At 68.3% G+C, this 13,934-nt stretch carries 11 protein-coding genes and 1 pseudogene; 9 read left to right on the forward strand and 3 right to left on the reverse strand.

All coding sequences use genetic code 11. The features are described 5' to 3' along the window. Positions 1-1,192: 1,192 nt before the first annotated feature. The 7 genes and pseudogenes from ACIHA7_RS38520 to recN all read left to right on the forward strand — a co-directional run. Positions 1,193-2,239, forward strand: a pseudogene (locus ACIHA7_RS38520) (tetratricopeptide repeat protein); the annotation flags it as partial. 307 nt (positions 2,240-2,546) lie between these two features. Then, positions 2,547-2,861 carry a hypothetical protein gene (locus tag ACIHA7_RS38525; protein WP_397296916.1) on the forward strand — a complete coding sequence of 105 codons (315 nt, stop codon included), beginning with the start codon at positions 2,547-2,549 and terminating at the stop codon, positions 2,859-2,861. Between the two features lie 293 nt (positions 2,862-3,154). Further along, on the forward strand, positions 3,155-4,078 hold the full coding sequence (locus ACIHA7_RS38530; RefSeq protein WP_397297004.1) for an HAD-IIA family hydrolase: 924 nt from the start codon (positions 3,155-3,157) through the stop codon (positions 4,076-4,078). Between the two features lie 13 nt (positions 4,079-4,091). Continuing rightward, positions 4,092-4,406: a hypothetical protein gene (locus ACIHA7_RS38535; protein ID WP_325050712.1), complete on the forward strand. Its 315-nt coding sequence runs from the start codon at positions 4,092-4,094 to the stop codon at positions 4,404-4,406. A 1-nt stretch (position 4,407) separates the two neighbouring features. After that, complete coding sequence (locus ACIHA7_RS38540) at positions 4,408-5,229, forward strand: TlyA family RNA methyltransferase (protein ID WP_397296920.1); 822 nt, start codon at positions 4,408-4,410, stop codon at positions 5,227-5,229. Beyond that, positions 5,226-6,185: an NAD kinase gene (locus tag ACIHA7_RS38545; protein WP_397296923.1), complete on the forward strand. Its 960-nt coding sequence runs from the start codon at positions 5,226-5,228 to the stop codon at positions 6,183-6,185. Before ACIHA7_RS38540 ends, ACIHA7_RS38545 begins: the two co-directional genes overlap by 4 nt. Continuing rightward, complete coding sequence (gene recN, locus ACIHA7_RS38550) at positions 6,163-7,938, forward strand: DNA repair protein RecN (protein WP_397296926.1); 1,776 nt, start codon at positions 6,163-6,165, stop codon at positions 7,936-7,938. The genes ACIHA7_RS38545 and recN overlap by 23 nt, the downstream gene beginning before the upstream one ends. 663 nt (positions 7,939-8,601) lie before the next feature. On the opposite strand, the gene ACIHA7_RS38555 is transcribed toward recN, so the two are convergent. The 3 genes from ACIHA7_RS38555 to ACIHA7_RS38565 all read right to left on the reverse strand — a co-directional run bounded on the left by ACIHA7_RS38555 (position 8,602) and on the right by ACIHA7_RS38565 (position 10,671). After that, the gene (locus ACIHA7_RS38555; protein WP_397296929.1) at positions 8,602-9,021 is read right to left on the reverse strand and encodes an SRPBCC family protein; all 420 of its coding nucleotides are present in this window, start codon (positions 9,019-9,021) and stop codon (positions 8,602-8,604) included. Positions 9,022-9,153: 132 nt separating this feature from the next. Next, on the reverse strand, positions 9,154-9,657 hold the full coding sequence (locus ACIHA7_RS38560) for a VOC family protein (RefSeq protein WP_397296931.1): 504 nt from the start codon (positions 9,655-9,657) through the stop codon (positions 9,154-9,156). Positions 9,658-9,897: 240 nt separating this feature from the next. Further along, entirely contained in the window at positions 9,898-10,671 is a 774-nt protein-coding gene (locus tag ACIHA7_RS38565) for a M23 family metallopeptidase (protein WP_397296934.1), read from the reverse strand. A gap of 1,022 nt (positions 10,672-11,693) precedes the next feature. Here ACIHA7_RS38565 and steA point away from each other — a divergent pair. After that, complete coding sequence (gene steA / locus ACIHA7_RS38570; protein WP_397296936.1) at positions 11,694-12,908, forward strand: putative cytokinetic ring protein SteA; 1,215 nt, start codon at positions 11,694-11,696, stop codon at positions 12,906-12,908. Positions 12,909-12,921: 13 nt separating this feature from the next. After that, complete coding sequence (locus tag ACIHA7_RS38575; protein WP_397296937.1) at positions 12,922-13,866, forward strand: copper transporter; 945 nt, start codon at positions 12,922-12,924, stop codon at positions 13,864-13,866. Positions 13,867-13,934: the final 68 nt, after the last annotated feature.

Genomic DNA, 13,934 nt, shown 5'->3' on the forward strand with positions numbered 1-13,934 from the left:
CCATTCCGAACCCGGAAGCTAAGCCTGCCAGCGCCGATGGTACTGCACTCGACAGGGTGTGGGAGAGTAGGACACCGCCGGAACATCCTTCACGATAGGGGACCCAGATTCTGGGTCCCCTATCGTCGTTTCAGCACCTTGCCGTGCCTGGACGACCTTGCCGTGTCATGTCCCCACCAGGACACGTGATTGAATTTGTGGGGCACCCGACCACTCTTGCGGACCTCAGAAAGGGATCACCGTGTCGGAAAAGAACGACGACGACCGGAAGTCCTTCCGGCGCGGCGAGGGATCCGATCGCCCCTCCCAGGGCAGCGGTGCGTCCGGTGCAGACTCGGCCAGCAAGCGCCCCGACCGTGAAAGCGGCCAGCGTGGCGGCTTCAAACGCAGCGACTCCGGCGACCGCAGCGGCTCCGGCCAGCGCGGCAACACCGGCGACCGCGGCGGCTTCAACCGCAGCGGTGATTCCAGCTCGCGCGGCGCAGGCAACCGTGGCGACTCCGGCGGTTTCAACCGCCGTGACGACGCAGGCTCATCAGGCAGCTCCAACCGTGGTGGCGACTCGGGTAGCCGTGGCGGCTTCAACCGCAGCGGCGGTGCCGGCGAGCGTGGCGGTTTCAACCGTGGCAGTGACTCCGGTGACCGTGGCGGCTTCAACCGCAGCGGCGGCTCCGGCGACCGCAGTGGTTTCAACCGTGGCAGCGATTCGGACAGCCGTGGCGGTTTCAACCGTGGTGGCGACTCCAGCAGTCGCAGTGATTCCGGGCAGCGCGGAAGTTCCGGCGAGCGCGGCGGTTTCCACCGCGGCGGTGGCTCGGACGAGCGTGGCGGTTTCAATCGTGGCTCGGGCGAGCGCGGTGGCTTCAACCGGAGCGGTGGGTCCGCGGAGCGTAGTGGCTTCAATCGGAGTGGCGACTCCAGTGGCCAGCGTGACTCCGGCGACCGCGGTGGATCCAACCGCAGCGGCAGTGCCAGCGATCGCGGTGGCTTTAATCGCGGCGGTGGTTCCAGCGACCGTGGCGGCTTTAATCGCGGCGGTGGTTCCAGCGACCGTGGCGGTTTCAATCGCAGTGGTGGCTCCGGCGACCGCGGTAATTTCGGCCGTGGTGGCGAATCGGATAGCCGAGGCAGTTTCAACCGCGCTGGTTCCGGCGAGCGTGGCGGATTCAGCCGTGGTGGCGATTCCAGTGGTCAACGCGACTCCGGCCGTGGTGGTTTCAATCGTGGTGGCGACTCGGGCGGCCAGCGGGATTCCGGCGGCCGTGGTGGTTTCAACCGTGGCAGTGACTCGGGCGGCCGCGGCGGATTCAACCGCGGCGGCGACTCGAGCGACCGTGGCGGTTTCAATCGTGGTGGCGACTCGGGCGGCCAGCGGGATTCCGGCGATCGCGGCGGCTTCAAGCGCGGTGGCGACTCCGGTGGACGTGGTGGGTTCGACCGTGGCGGCGATTCGCGGGGCAACGGACCGGACAATCGGCGTCGTGGTGGTGAGGGTGCTCGCGGTGTCGGTGACGACCGGTCGCAGGAGCGTCGTGCGGCGCGCCCGGAGGAACCCGACCTTCCCGATGACGTGCAGCCCTCCGACTTGGAGCCCGCTGTCCGCCGCGACCTGCTGAGCCTGGACAAGTCCAACGCGGAAGCGGTGGCCCGGCACCTGGTGATGGCAGCCAAACTGATCGACGACGACCCACGCCTCGCTCTCGCGCACGCGCGCGCCGCCCGGCAACGCGCGGGCCGTATTGCCGTGGTGCGCGAAACCGCAGGCGTCACCGCCTATCACGCGGGTGAATGGGCGGAAGCCCTGTCCGAGCTGCGGACCGCTCGCCGGATGTCCGGCGGCTCCGGCCTGCTCGCCGTCATGGCCGACTGCGAACGCGGCCTCGGCCGCCCCGAACGCGCCATCGAACTGGGCCGCAGCGACGAAGCCCGTGCCCTGAGCGGTGACGAAGCCACCGAACTCCGGATCGTTGTCGCGGGCGCCCGGATGGACCTCGGCGAGTACGACCAGGCTGTCGTCACCCTGCAGACCTCCGAACTGGACCCGTCCCGCACCGGCTCGGCCGCAGCCCGCCTCTTCTACGCCTACGCCGACGCCCTTGTCGCCGCGGGCCGCACCGACGAGGGCCTCACCTGGTTCCTCAACGCCGCCTCGGCCGACCTCGACGGCGAGACCGACGCGGAAGAACGCGCCGAGGAACTCACCGGCGGCACCCTCCCGGACGACGATCTACAGCTCTAGCAGGCCAGGCGAAGTCGAACCACGGGAAGTCAGAATCCGGGCGGCTGTCCGGAAGTCGAACCGACGTTCGTCGACCACTGAAGCGTGCCGACCAGTTTCCTAAATTGTTCGGCAGGCCAGCAGGTTTCGCTGCTCCGCGCCCGGCGAATTGTTCGTCGGAATACGCGGCTAGCCTTGTACGGACCACGTATGGTTCTCGTGGCGCGAAATCGCTACGGGTGTGCCGACTTACGGATGGCATGGCCGGAAGACGTTGTGCAGATCAGCGATACGCCAACGGGACCGTCTGATTACAAGGAGATTCACGATGAGCAGTGTCCGGGCAACGGTATTCGTCGGCTTGGCCGCCGCAGCATTGGCTGCGATGGGCACCGTCTCGGCTAACGCGGAGCCGTTCGACTACGGGCAGGAGGCCAAGCGCGTCTGCGAAGAGGCCGGCCTCGAATTCACCCAGAGCATCAACCTCCCCGGCGGCGTGGGGGCGCAGGCAACCTGCCACGCGCCAGGAAGCGACGAAGTGAAGTTCGTTCCGATGCCGAAGGACACCTACTGCTCGGTGCCCGGCATCATGTCGCCCAAGGAAGGCAAGGCCGACGGCGCGGGCAACTGCATCGCCAACTAGTTCAACGTGCGGGACATGACGGCGGCGAATCGCGAGAAGAGCCGCTGTCATGTCCCGTTCGTCGTTTGTGCCACCCCTGCCTGTGCGGTTGGTCGCTGGAAGGGCTGTGAGCGCCGCCTCTGGGGGTGACGCCGTTCGTTTTCCTGTCGGCCCGCTGGCGTAGTGTTCGGGTTTCTCGGACCTGCCGAGGGCTACCGCCGCGGCGCGGTGACGGTGTCCGGCGGGCGCGGTGTTCGGAACTGTGCAGGCGACGATTAGGAAGACGTGAGGAAACATGCGGGGTGCCGGAGACATTGGTAGGTAACCAAGCGCAGCGGCTACGCGATCGCTACGAAGCCTTGCTGCTGGATCTGGACGGCACCCTGTACCGCGGCGACGCGGTGATCGAGGGCGCCCCGGCGGCGTTGGCGCACGACGAGACCGCGCAGCGGCTCATGTACGTCACCAACAATGCCAGCAGGGCACCTCAGACGGTCGCCGCGCACCTGACCGAGCTCGGCTTCCGCGCGAGCACCGATGAGGTGGTGACGAGCGCGCAGGCGGCCGCGCGGCTACTGGCCGAACAACTCGACCCGGGCGCGGACGTGCTGGTCGTCGGCACCGACGATCTGGCCGCCGAGGTGACCGCCGTCGGCCTGCACCCCGTCCGCCGCTTCGACGGCACCGCACCCGCCGCTGTCGTACAAGGACATTCACCGCAAACGTGCTGGGCCGACCTCGCCGAAGCGGCGTACGCCCTGCGCGCAGGCGCGCTGTGGATCGCGGCCAACACCGACAAAACCCTGCCGAACGAGCGCGGCCTCGCGCCGGGCAACGGCTCGATGGTCGCCGCGCTGCGCACCGCCTCCGATCGCGAACCGATCGTCGCGGGCAAGCCCTATGCGCCCTTGCTGGAAGATGCGCTCGTGCGCGCCGGAACCCGCAGCGCACTGGTGGTGGGGGACCGGCTCGACACCGACATCGAGGGCGCGAACACCGTCGGTCTCGAATCGCTGCTGGTCCTGACCGGTGTCAGCACGCTCGACGAGCTGAAGGGCGCCGCGGATGAGTTCCTCCCCACCTATGTCGCCGATTCGCTGGACGCACTGAACTACCCGCCGGTGCCCGCTGAATCGGACACCGACCCGAGCGACCTCGTCGCGGACCTCGCCGACCGGTTGCGGCGCAACCCGGGACGAGCCGTGACGGTACGCGCGTCCGCTTCGGAAATCCGATAGCGTTGACGCCACGATGACTACTCCCATGCCCCGCCCGACCGGCCCCGGTATGCACGCACCCGGCGCGAACGGACCCCGCCCCGGAGCCCCGCTGCCCGGTCAGCATCTGCCGGGCGGCCCAGGGCGCCCGGAGCCGGCCGACCCGGAGCGCATCCGCAGCGAGATCGACGGCCTGCTCACCGAACTCGCCACGCGCACCAGCTGGCCGGGCTCGCCGACCGCGGCCGAGGGCGCCGAATCCGGCACGGACATCACTCGCCGCGCGCGCATCCTGGAACAGGCACACGACGTGCTCGTGCAGGCACTGGCCACGGTGGACAAGATCTGAGGTGGCCAGACGCGCGCGCGTGGACGCCGAACTGGTTCGCCGCGGATTGGCGAGATCGCGGGAGCACGCGGTCGAGCTGATCGGCGCCGGTCGCGTCCTGATAGCTGGAACGGTCGCCGTGAAGCCGGCGACCGCCATCGAGGCGGGCACGCCGCTGCTGGTCCGCGAGCAGCCCGACGAGGTGTCGTGGGCCTCCCGTGGCGCGCACAAGCTGCTCGGCGCGCTGGCAGCGTTCGAGCCGGCCGGGCTGACCATCGCGGGGAAACGCTGCCTCGACGCGGGCGCGTCGACCGGCGGCTTCACCGATGTGCTGCTCTCGCGTGACGCCCGCGAGGTGGTCGCGGTGGACGTCGGCTACGGCCAGCTGATCTGGCGGTTGCAGAACGACGACCGGGTCCGCGTGGTCGATCGCACCAACGTGCGCGGCATCACCACGGAAACCATCGGCGGCACAGTCGAATTGGTCGTCGGCGACCTGTCGTTCATCTCGCTCGGCCTGGTGCTGCCCGCGCTGGCAGCGTGCACCGCGCCGGGCGGCGATCTGCTGCCCATGGTGAAACCCCAGTTCGAGGTCGGCAAGGAACGCGTGGGCTCCGGTGGCGTGGTGCGGGACCCGGCGCTGCGCGCCGAAGCGGTCCGCGACGTCGCCACCGCGGCCGCGGCGCTCGGCCTGCGCACCGAGGCGGTGGTGGCGAGCCCGCTGCCTGGCCCGTCGGGCAATGTCGAATACTTCGTATGGCTGCGCAAAGACGGGCAGCCCGAAGACGACGGGGAGCGAGTCGCTGCTCTCGTCGAGCGTGCGGTTGAGGAGGGTCCACAGTGAACGCGCCGACCAGAGCCGGTGGCCGGGAGATCCTGCTGGTGGCACATCCGGGCCGCGCGGAGATCATCGAGACCGCGCACCGGGTAGCGAAGATCTTCGCCGACGCGGGCATCTGCCTGCGCGTGCTCGCCGACGAGGCGGTCGACACCCGGTTCGAGGCCGAGCCGGGCGGCTACCCGGTGCGGGTGGTCGAGCACGGCCCGGACGCGGCGATCGGCTGCGAGATGGTGCTGGTGCTCGGCGGTGACGGCACCTTCCTGCGGGCCGCCGAACTGGCCCGCCCGGCCGGGGTGCCGGTGCTCGGTATCAACCTGGGCCGCATCGGTTTTCTGACCGAGGCTGAGGCCGAGAACCTGGATGACGCACTGGCACACGTGGTTCGGGGCGACTACCGCATCGAACACCGGATGACCATCGACTTCACCGTCCGGATGGACGACGAGATCGTGCAGACCGGCTGGGCGTTGAACGAGGCCAGCATCGAAAACGCCTCGCGGACAGGCGTGCTGGAGTTGGTGCTCGAGGTCGACGGACGGCCGGTGTCGGCGTTCGGCTGCGACGGCATCTTGATCTCGACGCCCACCGGTTCGACCGCCTATGCGTTCTCCGCGGGCGGCCCGGTGGTGTGGCCGGAACTCGAGGCACTGCTGGTGGTTCCGAGTAATGCCCATGCCCTGTTCGCGCGGCCGCTGGTGACCAGCCCGGAGTCGCGGATCGCGGTCGAATGCGTCGCCACCGGTCACGATGCGATAGTTTTCTTGGATGGCAGGCGCACCCTGGAGTTGCCGAGGGGCGGCCGGTTGGAAGCGGTCCGCGGTGCCCAGCCGGTGCGCTGGGTGCGGCTCGATTCCGCGCCGTTCGCGGACCGGATGGTGCGCAAGTTCCAATTGCCCGTGACAGGCTGGCGTGGCCGACGGCGAACGGAGAGCACACATGCTGACCGAGATCAGGATTGACGGCCTTGGCGTCATCTCCACGGCCACCGCGCAATTCCACGAGGGCCTCACTGTTCTCACCGGTGAGACCGGCGCGGGCAAGACCATGGTGGTCACCAGCCTGCACCTGCTGAGCGGTGCGCGCGCCGACGCGGGACGGGTCCGGCTCGGTGCGGCGCGCGCGGTGGTGGAGGGTCGCTTCACCGTCGACGACGTGAACGACGCCGCCCGCGCGGAAGTGACGCAGGTGCTGGAATCGGCTGCGGCCGAACAGGATGACGACGGCAGCATCATCGCGATCCGCACGGTCGGCAGCGACGGGCGGTCCCGCGCGCATCTGGGTGGGCGCGGCGTTCCCGCTTCGGTGCTCGCCGATTTCACGGCGCCGCTGCTGACGGTGCACGGACAGAACGACCAGCTGCGATTGCAGCGCCCCGACCAGCAGTTGTCGGCGCTGGACCAGTTCGCCGCCGACACCGTCGGGCCGCTGTTGCGCAAGTACACGGTGCACCGCCGTGCCTGGTTGGATGCCCGCACCGAACTGCTCGAACGGACAGCGCGCAGCAGGGAATTGGCGCAGGAAGCGGACCGGCTCCAGCATTCGCTGTCCGAAATCGACGCCATCGCACCGGAACCCGGCGAGGACGTGCGCATCGTCGACGAAGTCCGCAGGCTCAGCGATCTCGACTCCCTGCGAGAGGCGGCCGCGACGGCGCACGACGCCCTCGCCGGTCCCGTCGACTCGCCCGAAGAGGGCTCCGGCGCACTGGAATTGCTCGGTGCCGCGCGCGCTCGGATCGACTCGGCCGACGATCCCGCGCTGACCGCGCTCGGGCCGCGGCTCGGCGAAGCCATCGCGGTGGTGGTGGATCTGACGACCGAACTGAGCGGCTACCTCTCGGATTTACCCTCGGACCCCGGCGCGCTGGACTCGCTGCTCACCCGGCAGGCCGAGCTGAAGTCGCTGACCCGCAAGTACGCGCCCGACATCGACGGCGTGATCGCCTGGGCCGATGACGCACGTAGCCGCCTCGGCTCGCTCGACGTGTCCGAGGAGACGTTGACGGCGTTGGCCGCCGAGGTCGATATCGCGGCGGAGCGGGTGCGGGAGGCGGCGCGCAAACTGAGTGCCGCGCGGAAGAAGGCCGCGGGCAAGCTCGCGTCCGCGGTGAGTGCCGAATTGGGCGGTCTGGCGATGGGTAAGGCCAGGCTCGAGGTCGAGGTGCATCCGATGCCCGCGGGACCGCAGGACTCGGCGCCGTTGACCATCGACGGAAAAGACGTGCACGCCGGGTCGGCCGGTATCGACGAGGTGGAGTTCCGGTTGTCCGCGCACTCCGGTGCGCAGTCACTTCCCTTGAGCAAGAGCGCCTCCGGCGGTGAGCTCTCCCGGGTGATGCTGGCCCTCGAAGTGGTGCTCGCCAGCTCCGACCACGGCGCGACCATGGTGTTCGACGAGGTCGACGCGGGCGTCGGCGGACGAGCGGCGGTGGAGATCGGCCGCAGACTGGCCCGCCTCGCCCGCACCCACCAGGTCATCGTGGTAACCCACCTGCCCCAGGTCGCCGCCTTCGCCGACACCCACCTGGTGGTCGACAAATCCGACGACGGCAAGGGCAAGGTCAACAGCGGCGTGCACGCGCTCACCAAGGACGAACGCGTCATCGAATTAGCCCGCATGCTGGCCGGTTTGGACGACACCGAGACCGGGCGGGCGCACGCCGAGGAACTGCTGGAGCTCGCCCGCGCGGAGAAGTCCGGGGCGGCTGTCTAGCCCTGCGGCCATCGCCGCGCCTGCCCGTGATCTAGATCCGGTCGCCGTCGGGGTCAGCGGCCCACACCCGAAGGCCGACGATTCCTGGTATCCGGTGTCGCGGGCGTCGGGACGTCCAGCCCGGCGGTGCCGCAGACCTCGAGCGACCTGGCAGTCCCTGCGCGGCTCAGCCGGGCCGCTGTCAAGATTGGCCGGGCGCACGCCGAGGAGCTGCTGGAGCGCGCGTGGGGCGAAATCTTTCGGCGCGACCTTCTTACCCGCGGCCGCTGTCGATATAGGCCGGAGGCGTGCCAAGGCGCTGCTGGAGCTCGCCCGCGCGGAGAAGTTCGGGGCGGACTGTCTGGTCTGAGGCGCTGTTGAGGTTAGACAGCGCACGCTGAGGAGCTGCTGGCTGCCGCCGTTGGGCTCATGGCCGCAGCGGCACACCGCGCTCGACGCTGTCTCTGCTCAACTGGGCCGACTCTGGAGTTCGGCTCAGATAGCGTCCACAAGCGCCGGATGTCTGGTGGAACGTGTGGACGTTCTGTGGGTTTCGAGTTTCGAGCTCACCATCGCGGTTGCCGACGGGGATCTGTCATTCCGGCGAACCTCGGGACCCAAAAAGTGCAGGAACGGGGGTCCCGATCCGATTCCGTTGTCCGCCGGAATGACCGAGGTGAACTGCTAGCGCACAGCCTTTTGGGCCGCCTTGATGAACTGGGTGATCAGGTTCTTCAAGCCGAACTCGAGCACCTTGGCGGGTACGGGCAGGCTCGGGTCGGACTCCATCGTGTAGGAGACCAGGGTGCCGTTGGCGGCGTCGGTGAACGTGACCACGCCGACGTGCCGCTTCACCGGGGCACCCTTGACGATCTTGTATTCCATCCGCTCACCGGGCACCAGCTTGGTGATCTCCTCGGTGACGCCGAGCGGACCGACGCCGAGCAGGTGCTGCGCGCCGACGCCTTCGCGCTCGGTCAGCCCCGGCTTTGTCAGCTTGACCTTGATCGGAAGGTACGGGCTGATGCTCTCGCGGTCGGCGAAGAGCCGATACACCACATCACGCGGGGCGGCGATGACGGCGTCGACAGTCGTGCTGGCCATGGGGTCTCCTCTTCGAGTTACCTGTGACGGGCAGCATATAGGTAGTACCGGGTAGGCCCGGTGCCCTGTGTAACCGGTGTCACAGACAGTTGGGTCGAGGCATCATCCATCCGCCGAGGCCACCTTGATGGGCTAGCGCCCTGCGGCAAGCTCGTCGAAGTACTTATCGGCGATGCCGTTGAGGTAGTTGTCGGCGGCGCCGCTCAAGTAGGTCGCCAACCCTGGGCCGGTCCGGCCGATGTCCATCAGTTCGAAGCGGACACCGTCGAAGGTCTGGTGGTAACGGGTCGGCGCGCCGGTGTTGTTGTCGTGCTGGGCGTTCAGCAGCGGGATGCCCGCGGCGGTCAGTCGCTCGGACTCTGCGACGACGTCGTCGGCCCAGACGCCGAGGTGGTGCAGTCCGGTTTCCGCCCAGATGGTATCCGGCATCTGTTCGAGGAGTTCCAGATACGGCGGGCCCTGCTTCGAGTAGGCCATCCATGGGGTGATCGTGCGTGGCGCGCCGTCGGTGTGCACGTCGCTGTCGTTCCGGACCGGAGCGTGCCACTCGAAGCCGATCTTGCTCAGCTCGGTCATGGCCTGCCGAAGATCGGCAACGACAATTCCCACGTGGTAGTTCGGGAGCATGCTAGGCATCGCGGGTCCTTTCGCTCGAGTGGAGCCGAACGGGTGAAGCCGACGCACTTGCTGATCCTCGTTCCTGCGATCACCGTCGGCAATGCCCTACGGCTATAGTACGACCGATCGATCGTAAATATGGACTATCGACAGCATGATCCCTACCTCATCAGCGTGCCGCTCCACTGAGCAGCCGGATTCGTGGCCGGCTTGCCGTTGTCCCAGGTTTCGGCGACGGTGAGGTACGAGGGTGTGGTGTCAGTCGCGTTCGGCGCCGAGGCTGATGCCGCGGGTGGCGAGCCAGGGGAGCGGGTCGACGCGGTCGGTGCCGTTGAGCCAGACCTCGAAGTGGCAGTGTGGGCCGGTGGTTTCGCCGCGATTGCCGACGGTGGCGATCTCGTCGCCGGCCAGGACGTGCTGACCGATGTTGACCAGCGCTGTATTGATGTGGCCGTAGACGGTGATCGTGCCGTCGTCGCCGAGCAGCCGCACCCACATACCGAAGCCGCTCGCCGGTCCGGCGCTGATGACGGTGCCGTCCTCGACCGCGACGATCGGGGTGCCGATCGGTGCGGCCACATCCACGCCGGCGTGCAGCGCGCCCCAGCGCATGCCGTAGCCGGAGGTGAAGGTGCCGGAGGTGAACTTGGTGAACAGCGGGCGCAGTTTCGCGGCGGCCTGCGCGGACATCTCCGCCGCGACCTTGCTGCCGTTCTGCAGGATGTCGCTGAATTGACCGAGATCGGCCGGGCCTTCATCGAGCAATCCCGGTTCGGTACCGGTCGGTGCCGCGGCCGCCGACTGCGGTTGGCCGAGTGCCATCGGCACCACGGTGGTGTCCATCGGCGGTTGGTCGCTGCCCGCCAACAGATCCTGCCCGACGGCGACGAATGCGCCTGCGGCAACCGCGATGATGGCGGCGCGACCTTTCAATGCGGTCGGCGGTGCGGGCATGCGGTGCCTGCCGCCGCGGCGCTTGGGTCGAGTCGGCACATCCGCGACGGCCGATGTCCACGCATCAGCCGACTGCACCGGCTCATCGTCCGATGACGGCCACCGCTCAGCCGGTTGCGCCGACCGGCCTCTCGGTGGCCGCCACGTATCGTTCGGCGACGACCACGGTCGATCCTCCTGTGACGCCAACAGATCGGCCGACCGAGTCGGCGGGTCTTCGGGTGCCGGCCAGCCCGCCTGTGATGCCCAGTGACTCGGGGGCGACTGCCACGCTTTACCGGTCGCCTGCCAGGTGGCGGCTGGCTGTGTCGGGTTTTCCTGCGGCAGATCCTCGGGTGACGCTGACTGGTCTTCAGGCGACGCCCAGCGACCGTCGTGCGATGCCCACTGACCGTCGGGTGAAGCCCAGCCGTCCTCGGGTGACACCCGCCGACCGTCGGGCGATGCCCACCGACCGTCGGGTGACGTCCACTGTTCCTCGGGGGACGTCCACTGAGCTTCGGGTGAAGCCCGCCGGTCCTCGGGTGACGCCCAACGATCATCGGGCGATGCCCACCGACCGTCGGGCGATGTCCACTGGTCCTCCAGGGACGTCCACCGATCCTCCGGTGACGTCCACTTATCCTCGAACGGCACCGACTCGACCCAGCTCATCGAGTAGCTGTCACATTGCTGAGCCCTGTCCAATTTGCGCTGATCGCCCACGGCTCGTCGCTCGAGACCCCGCCCCGGATTCACGCTCATCGACTCACCCGAATTTGTCTGTATTGTCCCGAACCCACCGATATAGGCGAAACGTCTGGTCCACGGCGCAATCGCCCGGTGTTCACAGTGGTTTCGAGCCGCATCACGCTGTCGTCCTTCGTCGCGTCACGTCGAGATGTTGTCGGGGGCTGGTCGACGGTAACGAAACGATAGCGGCCACGCTCGTTAGGCGCGCGAACTAAACCCGCCAATGTGACAGCCGACACAACAGACCGCCGTGCGACGAGTTCTTCCGCGTGTCGCATGTGGTGTCAGTGTTGTCACAGTGATGTATGTGGTAGGTGGTACGGCGCGCCTCCACCAACGGTTTAGGGTTTGCGTGCAGCATCGGATCCATGAAGATGCTGGCGTTGTTGTCGAGGAACACCGAAACGCTGCCCGGCCTCTCCGGGATAGCCCGGGTGGATCGCAACACCCGGCGCCTGCTGAAACGGGTCGGACCAGGCGATGTCGTCGTGCTCGACGAGATGGACCTGGACCGCCTCACCGCCGATCGCCTGGTCGAGGCGGGCGTGGTCGCGGTGATCAATACGTCGCCGTCGATCTCCGGCCGCTACCCCAACCTCGGTCCGGAAGTACTGGTGGCGAACAACATCCTGCTGCTGGACACGGTGAGCTCCGACGCGTTCAGCAAGATCAAGGACGGCGTCAAGGTCCGCATCGACGAGGGCGTCGTCTACGCGGACAAGGTGATCAAGAAGGAACCCGAGGTCCTGGTCAAGGGCATCGAGCTGACCGACTCCGACATCGCCGAACGGATGATCGAGGCGCGCAACGGCCTGGCCGATCACCTGGAAGCGTTCGCGGGCAACACGATCGAGTTCATCCGCACCGAAAGCGCCCTGCTCATCGACGGTATCGGCGTGCCGGAGCTGGAACTGGCGATGAAGCACCGGCATGTGGTCGTGGTGGCCGACGGTCCCGATCACGCCGAGGACCTCAAGCGGCTCAAGCCGTTCATCAAGGAGTATGTGCCGATCATGGTCGGCGTCGGCCGCGGCGCGGACACCCTGATGAAACAGGGGTACCGCCCCGACCTCATCGTCGGCGACCCCGACGAGATCACCTCCGCCACCTTGAAATGCGGCGCCGAGGTGATCCTGCCCGCCGACACCGACGGCCACGCCAAGGGTCTGGAACGCATCCAGGATCTCGGCATCGGCGCGACCACCTTCCCGTCTTCCGGCGCGCCCGCCGATCTGGCGCTGCTGCTCGCCCACCACCACGGCGCGTCCCTGATCGTCACCGCGGGCGCGGCCGCCACGCTCGACGACTTCTTCGACCGCAGCCGCCGGGAGAGCAACCCGGCGACCTTCCTCACCCGCCTCAAGCTCGGCACCAAGCTGATGGACGCCAAGGCCGTGGCCACGCTGTACCGAAACCGGGTGTCCGGCATCGGCATCGCGATGGTGGTGCTCGCCGCCCTGATCGCGGTGATCGTGGTGCTGCTGGCCTCCAACACCGGCACCGACGCCGTGACCTGGGCCGCCGACACCTGGGATCGCTTCGCGCTGTGGGCGCAGGGCTTGGTCGGCGCGGGCGACAAATGACCAAGGGAGAACGATGATCTCGTTACGCCAGCACGCCATCTCGATCGCGGCGATCTTTTTAGCCCTCGCCATCGGCGTGGTGCTCGGCTCGCAAACGCTGGCAGCGGATCTGCTATCGGGGCTACGGGCGGACAAATCGGATCTGCGCCAGCAGGTCGACACGGTGTCGGATCAGAACCGGCGCCTCACCGATCAGTTGAACTCGGCCGACCGCTTCATCGCCGGATCCGCGGGCCGCATCCTCGGCGGCACCCTGGCCGATCGCAGCGTCGCGGTGTTCACCACCCCCGACGCCGATCCCGCCGATATCGAGGGCGTCACCAAGGCGCTGGAGACCTCGGGCGCCGCGATCACCGGCCGGATCGCGCTCACCGACGCGTTCGTCGACGCCACCGAGGGCGACCGGATGCGCACCGCGGTCACCAATGTCATCCCGGCGGGCGCCCAATTGCGCACCGGCGCAGTCGATCAGGGCAGCATGGCGGGCGACCTGCTCGGCCTGGTCCTGCTGCTCGATCCGGCCAACGGGCAAACCCGCGGCACCCCGCAGGAACTGGGTCTGGTGCTGGAGACGCTGCGCGGCGGCGGCTTCCTCGCCTACGGCGACACCCCGGTGCGTCCGGCGCAATCGGCGGTGGTGATCACCGGTAACGGCGCGAAGTCCGCCGAGAACAGTCAGGGTGCCAACATCGCCCGTTTCGCGGGCGCGCTGCGTGGGCGCGGCGCGGGTGTCGTGCTGGCGGGGCGCTCCGGTGCCGCCGAGAACCCGGGACCGCTGGCCATCGTGCGGTCCGACGGCCCGCTCGCCACCACGGTCAGCACCGTCGACAACCTCGACCGGGAGATCGGCCGCGTCACCACCGTGCTCGCGCTGAGCGAGCAGCTCAACGGCGGCACGGGTCGCTACGGCACCGGTGCCAAGGCAACATCGCTGACGCTGGCCGCAATGCCGCGCTGACAACTCGCTTTGCTGCGCCGCGCTGACATCCCGCTTCGTCGCGCCGCGCTGACAACCCGCTTCGCTGC

This window comes from Nocardia sp. NPDC052316, assembly GCF_044547795.1.
In the GTDB taxonomy this organism is placed as follows: domain Bacteria; phylum Actinomycetota; class Actinomycetes; order Mycobacteriales; family Mycobacteriaceae; genus Nocardia.

Coding starts and splice junctions, on each gene's coding strand:
- steA (WP_397296936.1), top strand. CDS start 11,694: ATGAAGATGCTGGCGTTGTTGTCGAGGAACACCGAAACGCTGCCCGGC.
- ACIHA7_RS38555 (WP_397296929.1), bottom strand. CDS start 9,021: ATGGCCAGCACGACTGTCGACGCCGTCATCGCCGCCCCGCGTGATGTG.
- ACIHA7_RS38535 (WP_325050712.1), top strand. CDS start 4,092: ATGACTACTCCCATGCCCCGCCCGACCGGCCCCGGTATGCACGCACCC.
- ACIHA7_RS38575 (WP_397296937.1), top strand. CDS start 12,922: ATGATCTCGTTACGCCAGCACGCCATCTCGATCGCGGCGATCTTTTTA.
- recN (WP_397296926.1), top strand. CDS start 6,163: ATGCTGACCGAGATCAGGATTGACGGCCTTGGCGTCATCTCCACGGCC.
- ACIHA7_RS38560 (WP_397296931.1), bottom strand. CDS start 9,657: ATGCCTAGCATGCTCCCGAACTACCACGTGGGAATTGTCGTTGCCGAT.
- ACIHA7_RS38525 (WP_397296916.1), top strand. CDS start 2,547: ATGAGCAGTGTCCGGGCAACGGTATTCGTCGGCTTGGCCGCCGCAGCA.